This window comes from Paenibacillus sp. TSA_86.1, assembly GCF_052691815.1.
Window position 1 is genome coordinate 158,533 of sequence record NZ_JBQZGE010000012.1, and the last position, 15,932, is coordinate 174,464.

The 15,932-nt window shown below is 43.9% G+C and carries 15 protein-coding genes; 14 read left to right on the top strand and 1 reads right to left on the bottom strand.

Annotated features, from left to right (window positions below):
• Window positions 1–555 precede the first annotated feature (555 nt).
• Window positions 556–819 carry a hypothetical protein gene (locus ACUTVW_RS20530; protein WP_434750511.1) on the bottom strand — a complete coding sequence of 88 codons (264 nt, stop codon included), beginning with the start codon at window positions 817–819 and terminating at the stop codon, window positions 556–558.
• Window positions 820–1,198: 379 nt separating this feature from the next.
• Here ACUTVW_RS20530 and ACUTVW_RS20535 point away from each other — a divergent pair, with 379 nt between their 5' ends.
• From ACUTVW_RS20535 to ACUTVW_RS20600, 14 genes are all read left to right on the top strand, one after another.
• Window positions 1,199–1,576 (top strand): Na-translocating system protein MpsC family protein, encoded by a 378-nt coding sequence (locus ACUTVW_RS20535; protein ID WP_445647475.1) that lies wholly within the window; start codon window positions 1,199–1,201, stop codon window positions 1,574–1,576.
• 582 nt (window positions 1,577–2,158) lie between these two features.
• Window positions 2,159–2,725 carry a sigma-70 family RNA polymerase sigma factor gene (locus ACUTVW_RS20540; protein ID WP_445647476.1) on the top strand — a complete coding sequence of 189 codons (567 nt, stop codon included), beginning with the start codon at window positions 2,159–2,161 and terminating at the stop codon, window positions 2,723–2,725.
• 333 nt (window positions 2,726–3,058) lie between these two features.
• Window positions 3,059–3,868, top strand: a complete 810-nt coding sequence (locus ACUTVW_RS20545; RefSeq protein WP_445647477.1) for a sigma-70 family RNA polymerase sigma factor — start codon at window positions 3,059–3,061, stop codon at window positions 3,866–3,868.
• 187 nt (window positions 3,869–4,055) lie between these two features.
• Window positions 4,056–5,243: a serine hydrolase gene (locus tag ACUTVW_RS20550; RefSeq protein ID WP_445647478.1), complete on the top strand. Its 1,188-nt coding sequence runs from the start codon at window positions 4,056–4,058 to the stop codon at window positions 5,241–5,243.
• 53 nt (window positions 5,244–5,296) lie between these two features.
• Window positions 5,297–5,923 carry a nucleoside recognition domain-containing protein gene (locus tag ACUTVW_RS20555; protein ID WP_445647479.1) on the top strand — a complete coding sequence of 209 codons (627 nt, stop codon included), beginning with the start codon at window positions 5,297–5,299 and terminating at the stop codon, window positions 5,921–5,923.
• A gap of 6 nt (window positions 5,924–5,929) precedes the next feature.
• Window positions 5,930–6,463 (top strand): spore maturation protein, encoded by a 534-nt coding sequence (locus tag ACUTVW_RS20560; RefSeq protein ID WP_445647480.1) that lies wholly within the window; start codon window positions 5,930–5,932, stop codon window positions 6,461–6,463.
• Window positions 6,464–6,526: 63 nt separating this feature from the next.
• The gene (locus tag ACUTVW_RS20565; protein ID WP_445647481.1) at window positions 6,527–7,345 is read left to right on the top strand and encodes a S1 family peptidase; all 819 of its coding nucleotides are present in this window, start codon (window positions 6,527–6,529) and stop codon (window positions 7,343–7,345) included.
• A gap of 217 nt (window positions 7,346–7,562) precedes the next feature.
• Window positions 7,563–8,312 carry a pseudouridine synthase gene (locus ACUTVW_RS20570; protein WP_445647482.1) on the top strand — a complete coding sequence of 250 codons (750 nt, stop codon included), beginning with the start codon at window positions 7,563–7,565 and terminating at the stop codon, window positions 8,310–8,312.
• A gap of 367 nt (window positions 8,313–8,679) precedes the next feature.
• Window positions 8,680–9,207 (top strand): redoxin family protein, encoded by a 528-nt coding sequence (locus ACUTVW_RS20575; protein ID WP_445647483.1) that lies wholly within the window; start codon window positions 8,680–8,682, stop codon window positions 9,205–9,207.
• Window positions 9,208–9,221: 14 nt separating this feature from the next.
• Window positions 9,222–10,895 (top strand): cytochrome c biogenesis protein ResB, encoded by a 1,674-nt coding sequence (resB, locus tag ACUTVW_RS20580; RefSeq protein ID WP_445647484.1) that lies wholly within the window; start codon window positions 9,222–9,224, stop codon window positions 10,893–10,895.
• Complete coding sequence (gene ccsA, locus ACUTVW_RS20585) at window positions 10,892–12,154, top strand: cytochrome c biogenesis protein CcsA (protein ID WP_434750522.1); 1,263 nt, start codon at window positions 10,892–10,894, stop codon at window positions 12,152–12,154. Before resB ends, ccsA begins: the two co-directional genes overlap by 4 nt.
• A gap of 139 nt (window positions 12,155–12,293) precedes the next feature.
• A complete protein-coding gene (locus ACUTVW_RS20590) occupies window positions 12,294–13,010 on the top strand; it encodes a response regulator transcription factor (RefSeq protein ID WP_110894386.1) in 717 nt (238 codons plus the stop codon).
• A 19-nt stretch (window positions 13,011–13,029) separates the two neighbouring features.
• On the top strand, window positions 13,030–14,463 hold the full coding sequence (locus tag ACUTVW_RS20595; RefSeq protein WP_445647485.1) for an ATP-binding protein: 1,434 nt from the start codon (window positions 13,030–13,032) through the stop codon (window positions 14,461–14,463).
• 195 nt (window positions 14,464–14,658) lie between these two features.
• The coding region (locus ACUTVW_RS20600; protein WP_445647486.1) for a collagen-like repeat preface domain-containing protein at window positions 14,659–15,932 on the top strand (1,274 nt) is incomplete at its 3' end.

Genomic DNA, 15,932 nt, shown 5'->3' on the forward strand with positions numbered 1-15,932 from the left:
GTAGATTCAACTTGGTTTGTTAACCAAGCGTTGAAGTGAACGGCATCTTTCAGGAAGTAATAATCTTGTATAATTACGATGTGCTCTGGATGTTCCAGTTCATATTGAAGATAAATAGAAGAAGATTCGATTGTTCCGATTACGGAGTGGAAATCGATCGTTCGCTTCTCATTTGGTGTGATAGAATGCAATAGTACAGTCAACCTTTCCGTGTAAAACTGAACTGATTCGGAGCTACTGGAGATGAAAGCCCGATCCTTTTACCGTTATACGAGCTCTATATTCTATAGTTAATCCCATAATAATAAAAAGCAGAACCACACATCGATTGTTGACGTGTGGATCTGCTTTTTGAATTTGATATACTCCAATGTACTCCAACGAAGAAACATGAACATCCGGTTGTGCAAAATTAGCAAGATCGTTATCGGTGAGCTGAAGATCAGCAGAGGCTTTGCTTATTTTCTGGAACGCTCTAATTGTATTCGTTTCATAAAGAATTTGCATAGGGTTGAATCCTACGCTGATTTTTAAGGTGGGTATGTAAAAATAGATCTACTCGTTCACTTCCTGAAGGATGGAATCAATCAATTGATCATCGATCAGCGTACTTGCTTTTTCCAGAGCCAGCAAGATTCCCTGAGGCTGTTCAAAAAAAACAGTTTGAAGAATGGGGGCTACCTCGTCCAGGTCAATTTTTTCGGCTTTTACCATACTAATTAAGGCAACGACGATCTCGTGTCCCTCTACATTACCTTCCATAAATCTTGTTCTTAAATGATTTGCTACGGTTTCGGTCTTTGACTGCGAGTACGCCATTATATTTCCCTCCGACAGTTCGAATCTTAGCAGAACTCCTCATGATACAAGTCTAAGCCAGGTTAGACTAGGAACTAGGAGTCTTAACAATAATAAGACAGATAGTTTATTTTATCAACAGATTCTCAACCCTCGGATAGAGCTTCCCAACTGTGTATATGCTGCCTCGACATGAGAACTGAAGTACAATCAAAACTCAGCCTACATCTGGGGGCTATTCCTTTTTCGTGTAAAGGTAGGCGGAAACTGGCTCTCTGATTCACAGGAAACTTGTCTTGCATAAGGACTTTTGATTAAATTAGGTTGGATTCATGTATCCAGGGGTAGTACAAGGCCGGGAGGTTAGGCAGGAGGCGATGGGAACATTGAGATAAAGGACTTGGAAAGAGAACTCGCCAAACTGGCATCTAGAGTAAGAAAAAACATAACGGAGCGCGGGCCGGTAGATACCAGGGTCTCCATCATGAATCATTTCATCATCTTAAAGTTTACAGCAAAGTTCACGAAGCCCGAAGCTTTCATGCTCGAACATATGCAAACACACTCAAGTCAAGTTTTCATGGAGTATAAAATGAAGCTTGCACTTTTGATGAAAGAGAATTTCAATCCTGTTTTCTCTTATATCCATATGGGGCTGAAAATTGAAGACATCGAAACCACATTTTTCGGACATGACTTTACAGAGCAAGTGACGGTCTTCAAGATGAACAAGGATATTGAAGTTCTGCTGAAAAATGATGAAATAAACATGCTTTAAGAACTACAAGGATGCTTGTGCAACCAAACTGGATTCTTGGGAAGTATTTTTCTTGTTGACATTATCCTACATATTTCCTTATACTACCCTTATGGCGATCGGATAGATTAATAATCTTGATGAAGCCTATAATGTATTTCGCATTTGTAGACCATACTCTCGGTAATTGGAACGAAATAAGAAGTCAGACCAAGGCCGACACATTCCACCATTCTGTTTTTTTCAGTGGTGTGATCTGTGTTGGTCTTTTTAGTTTTTATTTTAGTTTCTTTACCTTCATCAAGTTGTTTCGTATATAGGGTGTAAAAGAGGCGGAACATAATTCGAAAAAATAACTTGCGAACATTAGTTCGTATTTGTTATCCTGAATGTAATCTAATGGAAGAGGGTGAAAAATAGGTTTGTATGTGAATAGCTGAGAACGAAGCGTATCTATTAAGATTTTGGAGTAACAGAACTACATAAGTTTACTAGCATGATTAGGGAGATTTATCCGAATTAGATTCATTTTAGGATGTTGCTATAAAGTGGGGAACTAGGGATGTATTCTGATTATTATTATTTTATTAATGGGGGAAAAGTATGATGCTTGCTACAACAGCTATGGGATTTGATCAGTTATTTGAGATTGAGGATATGGATATGTTCCTGAACAAGGCTCAGGAGAAATGTCGCCACAAGTTGAGGGGTAAAACGTTCGCTGGAATGGAGAAGGAAGATGTTACTCAGGAAATTTTGATCAAGCTGGTGAATTCACTGGATAAGTATGATGCGGACAAAGCTAAAATGTCGACATTTGTGGATCATTTAATCGATAACAAAATTAAGGATATGTATCGTAAATGCATGTCTGAAAAAAATCTTAGTGTAGTCAACGCTGCTCAGATTATGACTACGGATCATGGGGGAGAAGAAGGAACTGGTAAGGTTATGGCTCCAGTGCTTGGACATACTGGTTTTGGATATGAAAACTTCGAATTTCTTACCGATATTATGGAGAATATGAGTCTAAATGATCGAGAGAAGCAGATTTTTAAACTGAGAACGTATGGATATGAGTTTGTAGAGATTGCAGCCATACAGGGAGTATCCAAAGCACGAATATCACAAATATGGAAAGGGATTCGCAGCAAATACGAAGCTTTGTAATATCATAGTGGCAATTAATAGCCTTATATAGAATTTTGGAATAATAACATTAGATTTAACACGTACATATTTGAAAGAGCGGTCCTTAACCTTGTTTTAAATACCACGTATAGAGCATGTACCAGAAAATAATCTTAGCTAAGAAGACATGTAGTCATAACACAAATCAATTTTCATGGAGAAGGCAATGTGGATCGAGACAAACCACACATTTGGTATTATAAGCAATTTAATAAGCGTTATTAAAAAAAGATGTGTGAGGCACTTGAGCAAGATTAGTAATTCTAAAATGAGGAAGTCTTGAACAGAAGATTCGGACATAGGGAGATCCAGATGGTGAAATTTTCGGAACAAATTCATAGTAAGTTAAAAGAAAACAAGGAATATTACAGCATGGATGATATACATAATATTGAACGCTGCCGGTTCGACGAGCAATTTCTTGGAGAATGTATTTTAGTCAACGAAAATCTAATTTGGCACTCCGTACACAAGTACATTGGTAAACCTGAAATGTTGTCTAAAATTCACTGTGTGGAGAAAGATGATATTCTGCAATTGGGCCGCATGGGGTTCTTCAAAGCTGTTAAAGCATTTGATATCTCTCGTGGTGTGAAATTCAGTTCATTTGCGGTCACTGCCATTGTTAGAGAGATTCGTTGTTTTCTGAGAGATAGTGCTAATATCATTCGTCCAACACGTACAGCCACAGATTTAATTCACCGTATCAATCGTTTGGAACATGATATGGGGTATCTTCCTGCCCCGCACGAAATTGCCGTTCTGCTTGATGAAGAAGAAGAAAAAGTGAATAAGGCGCTTCAGGTGGGTAAGGGTGTGAAATATCTGGATGAGCCTGTAGGGTCAGATGATCAGCATTCTCAATCGGTTACGTTGATGGATACCATCTATAGTGGAGAGAATATTGAAGAGAATGTTTTGGATAAAATTTATGTTGATGCTGTGCTTGATTCGGTGAAGCGTAAGCTTAGTGAACAAGAGGCTGCGGTGCTGAAACATCGTGTAGACGGATTCAACCAAACACAAACAGCCGCCATGGAAGATATTAGTCAGATGAGAGTGTCCAGAATTATGAGAAAAGTAGCTAAGATGCTGAATCAGTCTAATCAAAAGCACATATAGAACAGCAAAAAGTACATAAAGAACATCGTTAGAAATATGGATTAAATTAAAGCTGAGTGTTATATACAGATCCCTCCGACACTGCGGTGTAAGAGGGGTTTTTGCTGTTTTTTATCTGTGTGGGACATACTCCAGGTTGTCCGGACATAGGATAGTACAAGATTCCAAGCGACCCGGAGGAATGTGGATGCGAAAATTAATGAAAGCTATTGTAGGTATGTTTATAACTGTATTGCTCTTCTCAACGATGGGGACACCTTCCGTTCAGGCAACGATTGCTGGGCCGTCTACCCATGCGCAAAGTGCGGCGCTTATCGATGTGACATCTGGGCGGATTCTGTACAGTAAGGATGGAGACAAGGAGCTACGAATTGCAAGTTTGACCAAGATTATGACCGCCATCGTTGCGATTGAAGCAGGAAAGTTAGATCAAAAAGTCAAGGTAACGCCGTCTGCTTTTGCGAAAGAAGGATCTTCGCTGTACCTCAAGTTGGGTGAGGAAATGACCCTCGAAAATATGTTATACGGTCTCATGCTGCGCTCAGGCAATGATGCGGCTTCGGCGATCGCCGAACATATCGGTGGCTCGGAGGAAGGTTTTGTTCTGCTCATGAACAAAAAGGCAGAGCAAATCGGTTTGACACGTTCCCATTTTATGAATCCACATGGGCTTGATGCAGAAGGGCATTACTCCACAGCGAACGATCTGGCGAGGTTAACGGCGTACGCACTCCATAACCCGGTGTTCAAGCGCATCGTTGCAACCGAGAATAAATCGGCTCCAAATCCGAATGAAAGCTGGGAATATTCATGGCACAACAAAAACAAAATGCTTCGTTTATATGAAGGCGCGGATGGGGTGAAAACCGGATATACCAAAAAGGCATTCCGCTGTCTTGTCAGTTCGGCGACTCGGGATGGGCAACAACTAGCAGCAGTGACGCTTAATGATGGTGATGACTGGAATGATCATGCGAGGATGCTGAGTTTTGGTTTTGAATATTTCCCGCTGGTTGAGATTGCAAGGCAGGAACAGCCTGTACAGAATATGGAACTTGTCACGGGGCGTGGATTTAAGTACCCACTGGCCAAAGGGGAAGAAGACGCGCTGACCAAAAAGTTGGTTCTACGCGATCAACGTACACAAACGAATATAGCCGAGAGTGGTCAGTCAGATGATTCTTCGTTTGGATTGGCAGGGCGGATTGATATGCAATTGAAAGGCGAACCGATCGGTTCCATACCTGTCTATTACAAAGGCAGCTACATTCCGCCAGAGCCCAAAATGGAAGATTCTACACTGGGCAGCATCGGAGATGCCACGACATGGATTTCAGCGTGGAAAGCGGTGTTAAGCCGGCTGTTATCACCCTGATCCAATTGAGAGGATAAAAGTTGTGCTTGGAGGTTAAGGAGAGGGGGATTCCAGTGATCAATCTGATCTGGTTGATGATGATCTTGATCGGATTTGTTTTTGCAGCAGTGAACGGGAAAATTGAAGTGGTCACTCAGGCAGCATTTGATGGTGCAGCAACCGGCGTGACGGTATGTTTCGGCCTAATTAGTGTATTGGTATTCTGGATGGGAATGATGAAAATGGCGGAAGATGCCGGACTACTCGGGCGGATAGCGAGGCTGCTTGGGCCGGTTGTAGGATTTCTGTTTCCCGATGTACCGAAAAATCACCCCGCCATGGGTTACATACTGTCCAATATGAGCGCTAATTTGCTGGGGCTTGGGAATGCAGCTACTCCGATGGGTATCAAGGCAATGCAACAGTTGCAGGAGCTGAATCCTGATAAGCAGACCGCTTCTCCAGCCATGTGTACGCTGCTGGCGCTGAATACGGCCAGTATTACCATTATTCCAACAACATTGATTGCGATCAGGTTGAACTATCACTCTGCGAATGCTACAGAGATTGTAGGGACCACCTTGATGGCTACGATTGTTGCTACGCTTGCTGCTATTATGGCAGATCGCTGGTATCGAAATAGAACTCTCCGCAGATCGCCGCATATATCTCCAAGCGGTAATCCTGGCATGAAAGGATGAGCAGCCTTGTTAACCTTCATTAACTGGATTTCCGTCTGGGCCATCCCGGTTATTATCGCGTTTGTTCCATTATATGCGTTTACCAAAAAGGTCCCAGTTTACGAGTCCTTTGTTGATGGGGCCAAGGATGGCTTCTCGACTGCAATCAGTATCATCCCACATCTTGTGGGCATGATGGTTGCCATTAGTGTATTTCGTGCCTCGGGGGCATTGGATTTTGTGATTCACTTTTTCACCCCACTCGTCTCTTGGATGGGTGTACCTGGAGAGGTGCTTCCATTAGGCATTTTACGTCCACTAACTGGGACAGGCTCGCTTGCTTTCACCACGGATCTGATCAAAACATATGGCCCTGACTCTATGATTGGCCGTATGGCCTCTACCATTCAAGGTAGTACAGATACAACGTTATATGTGCTGACCGTATATTTTGGAGCAGTAGGCATACGCAATGGACGGTATGCGCTCAAAGTTGGATTGTTTTCGGACGTCGTTGGATTTATTGCTGCACTGGCCATTTGTTTGCTCGTTTTTGGTTAACCGAATGCTGCTTTCCTTCCGATATACTAGTTATGCTAGAATAATAACGGAGGAGAGTGGAACATGCAGAAGAGTTGGAAACGAATGCTCCGTTACGGGTTGACAAGTATGCTTGCCATGACGTTGCTTGCGGGTTCAACGGCATTAGCAAGTGCTCAGGCTGAGCAGACGATACATTTTACCGGATACTTTGACAAATCATTGCGTGCGCAAATGGCGGTTACAGCCGATTCTTTTCCTGTTGTGAACGTACGCTTGGTCAAAGCAGATGAGCCGGATATGGTTTATTATGATGTAGGAACTTCTATTTTAATATCCAAAGATGAAGTATTAACCAACTATCATGTTGTTCAGGATTTTGCTGAGCTGTCTGGTCGGGATAAAGGAACCTTAACGGTCGCGAGCCCTGGCGCGCTCAATCAGGCGGTTAAAGCTCAGATCATCAAAACCGATCCGGTAACGGATATGGCTTTGTTGAAGCTGGACAAACCGATTAATGCTGAACCAGTGAAGTTTGCTGATGCCAGAGATAATCAGGTGGTTTACACCATTGGATTTCCTAAAAATCCGTCCGGAGACCTCGTGATTTTGGATGATGATTTCCCTTCGAAATATAACACGATAGCTAAGAGTCGGGTGTTTAGTTCGCAGGCTGCGGATGTGCCTGGTAAAACAGGCATTGGAAGCATCGTTAAGGCTATGGCTCAAGGTAATTCAGGCGGACCAGTACTCGATCAGAATAATCGGGTAATCGGCATGATGACGTTTGTGTATGGTGGACGGACGTATTATATTACATCAAAGACATTGCAGACGTTTGTGAAAGAAGCTACAGCTCCGGCGAAAAAGTCGGTTGTGGTTGCAGGTAAAGTTTCGAATTAAATGAAATATATATAGAAATGTTGAAGGTTTACCTTTGCGCGGTCTGAATGAAAACAGACGTTGCGGGGGTAAGCTTTTTTTTGTATTCAGACGATGAAAATATCAATTCATTAACACTCAAATGAGCGATATAGCCTTCCTGTTCGCAAAAACATCGGATAATCCTTGTGATTTCCCGGTTGGATGGGTATCATTAGTGTGAGGTGACATGACAAACATGGAAAGATTACAAAAAATTATCGCACAGGCAGGCATTGCATCCCGCCGCAAGAGTGAGGAACTGATCCTGTCCGGCAAAGTGGAAGTTAACGGGGAGGTCGTAACCGAACTGGGTACGAAAGCGAACCCCGAAGAGGATATGATTACGGTAAATGGCAAGCCGATCCGCAGTGAGAAAAAAGTGTATTTGATGCTGAACAAACCTAAAGGGGTTATTACAAGTGCATCAGATCCGGAAGGCCGAAAAATTGTATCCGATTATCTAAAAGGTGTTAAGGAACGTGTTTATCCCGTAGGGCGTCTTGATTATGATACAGAAGGGCTGCTCATTCTGACCAATGATGGCGAATTTGCGCATCTGCTGACACATCCAAAGCATCACGTACCTAAAACATATCTGGCCACGGTTAAAGGTGTACCACATGGTTCAGCTCTGGAGAAGCTCAAGACCGGTATTATGCTTGAGGATGGTATGACCGCTCCAGCAGAAGTGGAGTACAAGGATGTGGACACTGCGACCAATGAAGCTGTGATCTCCATTACGATCTATGAAGGACGGAACCGCCAGGTTAGACGTATGTTCGAAGCGATTAACCATCCAGTAACTCGTCTGAAACGGATTTCGTTTGGGGGTATTCTGCTGCAAAATCTGAAACGCGGACTTACTCGTAACCTGACCAAAGAGGAAGTTAACAATCTGATTACGCTCGCAAAATCCGAACCCGCCAAAAAAATCAAAAAAAGGTAATGTGAGGACACATAATTTTCATAAAACCGCCGCAGATTTGTGACGAAATTCGCTATAATTGTTCATAGGATGTTCACAGTTTCTGTTCTATAACAAGGGCCTATATAAGTGGAACACTTCTTTTACACGTTAACGGAGAGGACAGAAAAAACCTGGAAAAGCGAAGCGCTCGCCTAAAAGCTTTCTGCAAGAAAGCTACATCGAAAGCATACGCTTATCACCGGATTTTCCCTTTTAGAAAAGGGAATTTGAAAAATCTGGGGATAACAGCGATTGTAAGGTTATTCTGTCATTGGAGTGGGCTGTGTAAAATCTTTAGTTCAACTTATATAGCTAAAGAAATCGTCACTTTAAAGGGGAGCAGCACATGGGGAAATCAAGAAGAACGGTGCAAATCGTTATTTTGTGCTTGATCCTGGTGTTGGGCGGATACGCGATTACAACATCCGTATCTGGCTCGAATGGCAAGCCAAAGGAAGGGGATCAAGCCCCTTCTTTTGAATTGCTGGGCCTGGATGGTCAAGTTCATACGTCTGATGAGTACCAAGGGAAAGCGATGGTTATCAATTTCTGGGGCACATGGTGTGAACCTTGTGTGAAAGAGATGCCTGCACTTCAAGCGCAGGCTGACAAATGGAAAGATAAAGGTGTCCAGTTTGTTGGAATCAACGTTGGAGAAGATCAGATGACGGTTGAAAATTTTGTGAAGCAAGTGGGTGTTACATTTCCGATTATGTTAGACCGGGACAAAAACTCAGTTCGGGACTATGGAATTTCACCGATGCCAACCACTTTTTTTGTATCTGATTCGGGTAAAATCTCTACTATTCACATCGGTCAATTGGATTTGGACACCCTTGACGCTCAAATCTCACAGCTGGCGAAGCAGCCCTGACAGGAGGTCTACTTGTGTTCCAAAATACAAAATGTGAGTGTGGTCATCAGAATCCGGTAGGAACTGTATTATGTGAAGCATGTGGTAAGCCACTTCTGGAGGAGACGGCTCAATCGAATGAAGTGCTGGAGATGCGTTATGATGGTATGGCACGGCGTTCACAGCGCAGTAATCCGAATATTATTGATCGAATATGGAACTTTTTTTCATCTGTCAAAATTGCAGTTTATATGATTGTTCTTACACTTGTTGGCTCTATGCTGGGCACAATCTACCCGCAAGAGAGTACGTTTCTGAATATGGATCCTTCCGTTTATTACAAAGAAACCTATGGTCAGTTAGGCCATATTTATTATCTTCTCGGTCTATCTCATACATATGAATCTTGGTGGTTTATTTCGCTACTGGTGATGATTGGGGCTTCGCTTGTCATCTGTAGTCTGGATCGGGTGCTTCCGCTTTACAAAGCGCTCAACAAACAGCGTATTCGGAAACATCTGCAATTCCTGACGAGACAACGTCTTGTGTATCAAAGTTCCGTCGAAGAGGCGCCTGAAGAGTGGATTAAGAAAGCGGTTACGCCGCTGCGTAAGAAAGGGTACCGAGTTCATACGCAAGGAGATGCATTGCTTGCTGAGAAGCAACGTTTCAGCCGCTGGGGGCCTTATGTCATTCATATTGGACTTATCATTTTCCTGCTCGCTGTACTCGCACGTGGGCTTCCAGGTTTAAATCTGGACGAGCATGTGGCTTTTCCCGAAGGGGAAATCAAAAAAATCCCGAACACGTCCATGTATCTGAAAAACGAAAAGTTTAGTGTAGAGTTTTATAATGAAGATGAAGTGCCGGAGCAGTTTAAAAATTTGAATAAAACGGTTCCCAAGTTGTTTGAAACGAAGGTCGTTTTATATGAATGCACAGCAGATTGCTCGGATCTCTCCAAAAAACCTCAGCTTGCAGAGGTTGCAAGACAAGATGTTCGAGTGAATCATCCTATGAATTACCAAGGTCTGAAGGCGTATCAGTTTGACTATGATCTGACGCCGACTATACGCTCGGTCACCCCGGATCTGGTCAATACGAAGACTGGGGAAGTTTACGGCGCTTTAAAGATTGAAATGACGGATACACAGCGCTCCTTTGAGGCTGGTCCTTATACATTAACTGTCAAGGAGAAGTTCATGGACTTTGCGCTGGACGATAAAGGCGAACCCAAATCAAAATCACCTTCACCCAATGCACCTGCATTTCTCTTTCATATTAAAGGACCAGATCTTCCGGAGAAGGGAATTCAATACTTGTATTTTGCCAAACAAATTGACAAGCAACGTTTTCAGCAAGATGCAATCAATCGTCAGCTTGTAGGAGGGGAGCTTCCTTTGCAACTGGAGGTTGACAGTATGGACAAGGTTGATCTTATACAGTCGGTAAGTTACCTGAATATACGCGTGGACAAAGCGATGCCGTTTGTGTGGGTAGGGGCTGGTATTGTCATGCTGGGTCTTGTCATGGGCTTTTATTGGCATCATCGCCGCATTTGGATTCGATTTGACAATGAGCGTATTACGCTCGGCGGGCACACGAACAAAAATTGGTTCGGCTTCAGGCGAGAAGTAGCCGGTATTTTGAAACAGATGAACCTGGAAGTGGATGAGAAGTCGTTGGATAACGGAGGGAACCAAGCATGAGTATACTTGATTTCAGCAGCGATGCATTTATCGTATCTTTTTTTCTGTATTGTGCTGCATTTTTATTATATGCCGTTGCCGTTATGGGCAAGAAATGGAGTAATCGTGATCCGCTGGATCATATGAACCGTTGGGGGAAACGCGCCTTCATCGCATCTACTGTGGCATTGACAGGGCATTTTGTTTTCTTCGTAACCCGATGGATCGGTGCAGGTCATATCCCGGTTAGTAACATGTACGAATTTATGTCATTTTTGTCCATGATGATCATGGTAGCATTTATTGTCGTGTACGCGATTTATCGGAAATCTCTGCTGGGTTTGTTTGCACTGCCGCTCACCATTATCATTATGGCTTATGCGGCCGTATTTCCACAGGAAGTTCAGCCCTTAATTCCAGCATTACAATCGATCTGGTTGAAAATTCATGTTACGCTAGCAGCTTTAGGTGAGGCGTTTTTCGCTGTAGGTTTTGCCGCGGGATTCATGTATTTGCTTCGTACGGTTGATTTTAGTGGAAAAGACAAGTCTTCTCGTCGACAGCGCGGGTGGGTTGAATTTACGCTCATTACAATCGTGGTAGTCATCGGATTTATTGGAACGGTATTTGCCTTCCGTGCAGCTGGCTATGAAGCCGTGTTTACGCAGAAAACAGTCAGCATTGACACAAAGGGAGAGGAAAATAGTACAATAGAGAAAGTGATTTATCGCATGCCTCCTATTTTTGCTCCATATAATAGTGAAGTAGAGAGCATTAAACCGTTTCTCGGAATGAAAGAGCCTTTACTTGAAACGCCTTCCTGGATGAAAGGTGTAAATGCAGGACGTAAATTGAATACAGTTGTTTGGTCTATCTTTACAGGTCTGATCCTTTATGGACTTATTCGTTTAATTGTTCGCAGACCGCTTGGACAAGCGTTGCAGCCGATGATGAATGGAATAGACGCGGATGACCTCGATGAGATCAGTTATCGAGCTATCGCGATCGGATTCCCTATTTTTACGTTGGGAGCTTTAATTTTTGCCATGATTTGGGCACAGATTGCCTGGAGTCGATTCTGGGGCTGGGATCCCAAAGAAGTATGGGCATTGATTACATGGCTGTATTATAGTGTGTATTTGCATTTGCGTTTATCCAAAGGATGGCAGGGTCAGAAGTCTGCATGGCTCGCTGTACTTGGGTTCCTGGTCGTGATGTTTACACTGGTTGGCGTAAATCTGATTATCGCGGGATTACATTCCTATGCGGGAGCAGACTAGTAAAGTGCGTTCAAAATCGTGGGCAAAACAACGATAAATCCATGATGTACCCTTCACGGAAAAAGGGTATTCAAATATTGTTCGCAAGATCGAACATAATAGAAGTGACGAGGAGTATTGTAAAGGGGCTTGAGTGGGCATGTCAGAACATGAGAATCGTATCTTGGTCGTGGATGATGAAGAAAGAATCCGCAGACTGCTTAAAATGTATCTTGAAAAAGAAGGTTATGAAATTGATGAAGCGGAAGATGGAGAAACAGCACTTCGTAAAGCAACGGCCGGTGATTACGGTCTGATTTTGCTTGATGTCATGCTTCCAGGTATGGATGGTGTTGAAGTGTGTACCCGACTTCGTCAGGTAAAATCTACCCCTGTATTAATGCTCACGGCAAAAGGGGAAGAGATTAACCGCGTGCAAGGTTTTGAGGTAGGGGCAGATGACTACGTAGTGAAGCCATTTAGTCCGCGTGAGGTAATATACCGGGTGAAGGCCATTTTGCGTCGTTCTTCGGCAACGGCATACCTTTCTAAGGAAAGCAACTCAAGCAACAATATTGTATTTCCGCATCTGGTTATTGAACATGATGCTCACCGCGTGACCGCGGGTGGCGAAGAGATCAGTCTAACGCCTAAAGAATATGAATTGCTGCATTATCTTGCAACATCACCTGACAAAGTGTTCTCCAGAGAAGAACTGCTTAAAGATGTATGGAATTATGAATTTTTTGGTGATCTTCGTACCGTGGATACACATGTGAAGCGTCTTCGTGAGAAGCTGAACAAAGTGTCCCCTGAATCGGCAGCGATGATAACAACCGTGTGGGGTGTGGGTTATAAACTGGAAGTACCGAAATAACTTTGCTTTCTGGAGATCATTGGTTGGAAAATTATGGATAACGATTATTTGCCTTGTGGGTTGTGTACTTATTGCGCTGGGTCTGTTTCTGTTACCCTATATTGATACAAACTTTGCTGAGTCTGAATCTAGGGATATCAAAAGGCTGTTTACTTATATCTGCATTGTCGGATTCAGTCTAACCACGTTTTTTGCATTATTTCTGTTCACCAAAATTACACAGCCCATGCAGCAATTAATTCAAGCAGCCAATGCTATCCGCAAAGGGAATTATGGAACGAGGCTTTCTCTTCGTACTAATGACGAAATTGGTGAACTTGCGAACACATTTAACCACATGGCTGTTCAACTGGAAGATACCATTCGAAATCTGAATCATGAGAAGGAACATTTGGCGAGTGTGCTGCGAAGTATGACGGATGCCGTGATTACTTTTGATGGTGAAGGCAAGGTGATCTTGACGAATCCGCCTGGTGAAAAAATCATGCAGGCTTGGTATGCCCTTGACTGGGCTCAGGAAGATGAAGGACTGGACGGCTATCCCTCTACGAATCCGTCCCGCGATGTTCCGGAACCGCTGGTTCCCTTATTCAGATTGGTAATGGAGCAAGGCGGAGACCAGAATTCCAATGTTCATGTGCAACAAGGGGTGTGGTCTGTTCAGATGGCCCCTTTATATGCTGATAGTGTGGTGCGGGGTGCTGTTGCTGTCTTGAGAGATGTTACTGAAGAAGTGAAAATGGAGAAGATGCGTCGTGACTTCGTTGCCAATGTATCTCATGAGATTCGTACACCGTTATCGATGATGCAGGGATACAGTGAGGCGTTACTTGACGGGATGGCAACCTCACCGGAAGAAAGCGAAGAGCTGATTCAAGTTATACACGATGAGTCGCTGCGGATGGGGAGACTGGTCAAAGATTTACTTGATCTTGCTCGTATGGATGCAGGACATACCGATATGAATATGAAGGAAGTTGAGCTTGGTGAACTTCTTGAACGCGTCTATCGAAAATTTATGGTTCGCTCAAAGGAGCAGGAAATTCAGCTTCAATTTGAATGCAAACAACAGACGATCCCACTTCAACAGGCTGATGAAGACAGGCTAGAGCAGGTATTCACGAATTTATTGGATAATGCTTTCAGGCACACACCTGGTGGTAAAAGTGTAAAGATTTCTGCTGAGCTTGTCACCCACCTGCGCGCTCCTTTTGCGAAGGTGAGTATAAAAGATCAGGGCGTGGGCATCCCCACTTCAGACCTGCCTTTTATTTTTGAACGTTTCTACAAAGCAGATAAAGCTCGCGTTCGGGGAGAGAGCGTGGGAACAGGACTCGGTCTCGCGATCGTAAAAAACATCGTAGATGCTCATCAGGGCACGATTCATGTCAACAGTGTGCTTGGTGAAGGCACGGAGTTTATTTTACAATTTCCCGTAGATTCTTCGAAATAGGCTGATTTCAAACAAAAAATGCCGCAACACCCTCTTATGGAGGGTGTTTTTTTGTTGAAGTATTCCGTTTAATCTTGTTCAACGTGGAACAAGGCCGTATCAATTTTTCGTTCGTAAAAATATGTCCAAGATAATTTTGGCTCTCTTCCTTCATAAGATTGAACAATTAGGTACTATAGGAGGAGTGATTCAAGCATGTCCGATGGACGAAAAAGAGTTAACATTAAAGCGTTTTTAGAAGGGAGATCATTTCGAGCAGGTTCGCCATTTATTCCGATAACGGCTAGTGAACTTGAGCAATTTGAATCTATTCTTCGCTCTCTAAGTGTAACAATTCCGGCTGCAATTAGTCAGCCAAGTGCATCAAATATACTTGCATTACAGAACGGGTTGCGTCAACTACTTAGCTTTGTGAACGAATCGGAGTTCCGGGCTGGGGTAAAGGCAGAACTCCAAGCTGTATTAGAACTGACCATCGCTTCATCTGAGGTTGTTCCTGTGCCTCTGATTAATCTTGCGGGAAATCTGCAAAGTCTGCTGGATGACTTGTTAAGTGTAATATTGCTTTTAGAGGTACCTCCTGTAGTGAAGGATCGTCTGGTAGGATTAATTCGATCTGTATCCATTTCCTTAAGCAGAGCTTCAACGGCATTGGGCGCTGGGGGGATCACAGGCCCAGCAGGCCCTCCCGGTGTTCCGGGCGTTCCAGGAGTTCCAGGAATGAGAGGGGCTGCGGGACCAGCAGGTGCAGTGGGGCCAGTTGGATCTGTGGGTGCTGTCGGCCCTATAGGCCCGCAGGGCCCTCAAGGTCCACAAGGGGCGACAGGGATTCCCGGCGTAGGATTAAACAACATTACAACGTTTAACCCAGCAGCTGGACCAACTTACGCGCAAGGTCAGGTTGTTAGTTATGAGGGAAGTCTTTTTGTGGCCAACGTAAATGGTCCAGTGGGTGTACCGGGAAGTTCGCCCGATTACACGCTCTTACTTGCCGTCGGTTCTACAGGTGCAACCGGGGCAACAGGTGTAGGACTTTCTGGAGCTGTTGCTTTTGAAGCTGCTCTTGCACCTGGATATCCTGCAGGTCAAGTGGTCACTTATAATGGCAGTACTTATATTGCCAGTGTGGCAGGTCCGACTGGTACACCAGGTACATCTTCGGACTATACGTTGATCGCTGCAGCAGGTGCAACGGGAGCCACCGGTGCAGGCTTAACCGGAATTGCAGCTTTTGATCCAGCTCAGGCGCCAACATACCCTGCAGGTCAGGTGGTTACGTTCAATGGCAGTACTTTTATTACAAACGTTGCATCACCAACAGGTATACCAGGAAATTCACCGGATTATACGTTGATTGCTGGAGCAGGTCCCACTGGGGCCGCGGGAGCAACAGGTGAGACCGGTGTAGGCTTAAGCGGCATTGTAGCGTTTGATCCGGCAGTTGCGCCAACGTATCCAGCAGGTCAGGT

Bases quoted from the DNA above. Each gene is read 5' to 3' on its own strand.
- ACUTVW_RS20565 (WP_445647481.1), top strand. From the start codon at position 6,527: ATGCAGAAGAGTTGGAAACGAATGCTCCGTTACGGGTTGACAAGTATG.
- ACUTVW_RS20540 (WP_445647476.1), top strand. From the start codon at position 2,159: ATGATGCTTGCTACAACAGCTATGGGATTTGATCAGTTATTTGAGATT.
- ACUTVW_RS20570 (WP_445647482.1), top strand. From the start codon at position 7,563: ATGGAAAGATTACAAAAAATTATCGCACAGGCAGGCATTGCATCCCGC.
- ACUTVW_RS20575 (WP_445647483.1), top strand. From the start codon at position 8,680: ATGGGGAAATCAAGAAGAACGGTGCAAATCGTTATTTTGTGCTTGATC.
- ACUTVW_RS20550 (WP_445647478.1), top strand. From the start codon at position 4,056: ATGCGAAAATTAATGAAAGCTATTGTAGGTATGTTTATAACTGTATTG.
- ACUTVW_RS20590 (WP_110894386.1), top strand. From the start codon at position 12,294: ATGTCAGAACATGAGAATCGTATCTTGGTCGTGGATGATGAAGAAAGA.
- ccsA (WP_434750522.1), top strand. From the start codon at position 10,892: ATGAGTATACTTGATTTCAGCAGCGATGCATTTATCGTATCTTTTTTT.
- ACUTVW_RS20545 (WP_445647477.1), top strand. From the start codon at position 3,059: ATGGTGAAATTTTCGGAACAAATTCATAGTAAGTTAAAAGAAAACAAG.
- ACUTVW_RS20530 (WP_434750511.1), bottom strand. From the start codon at position 819: ATGGCGTACTCGCAGTCAAAGACCGAAACCGTAGCAAATCATTTAAGA.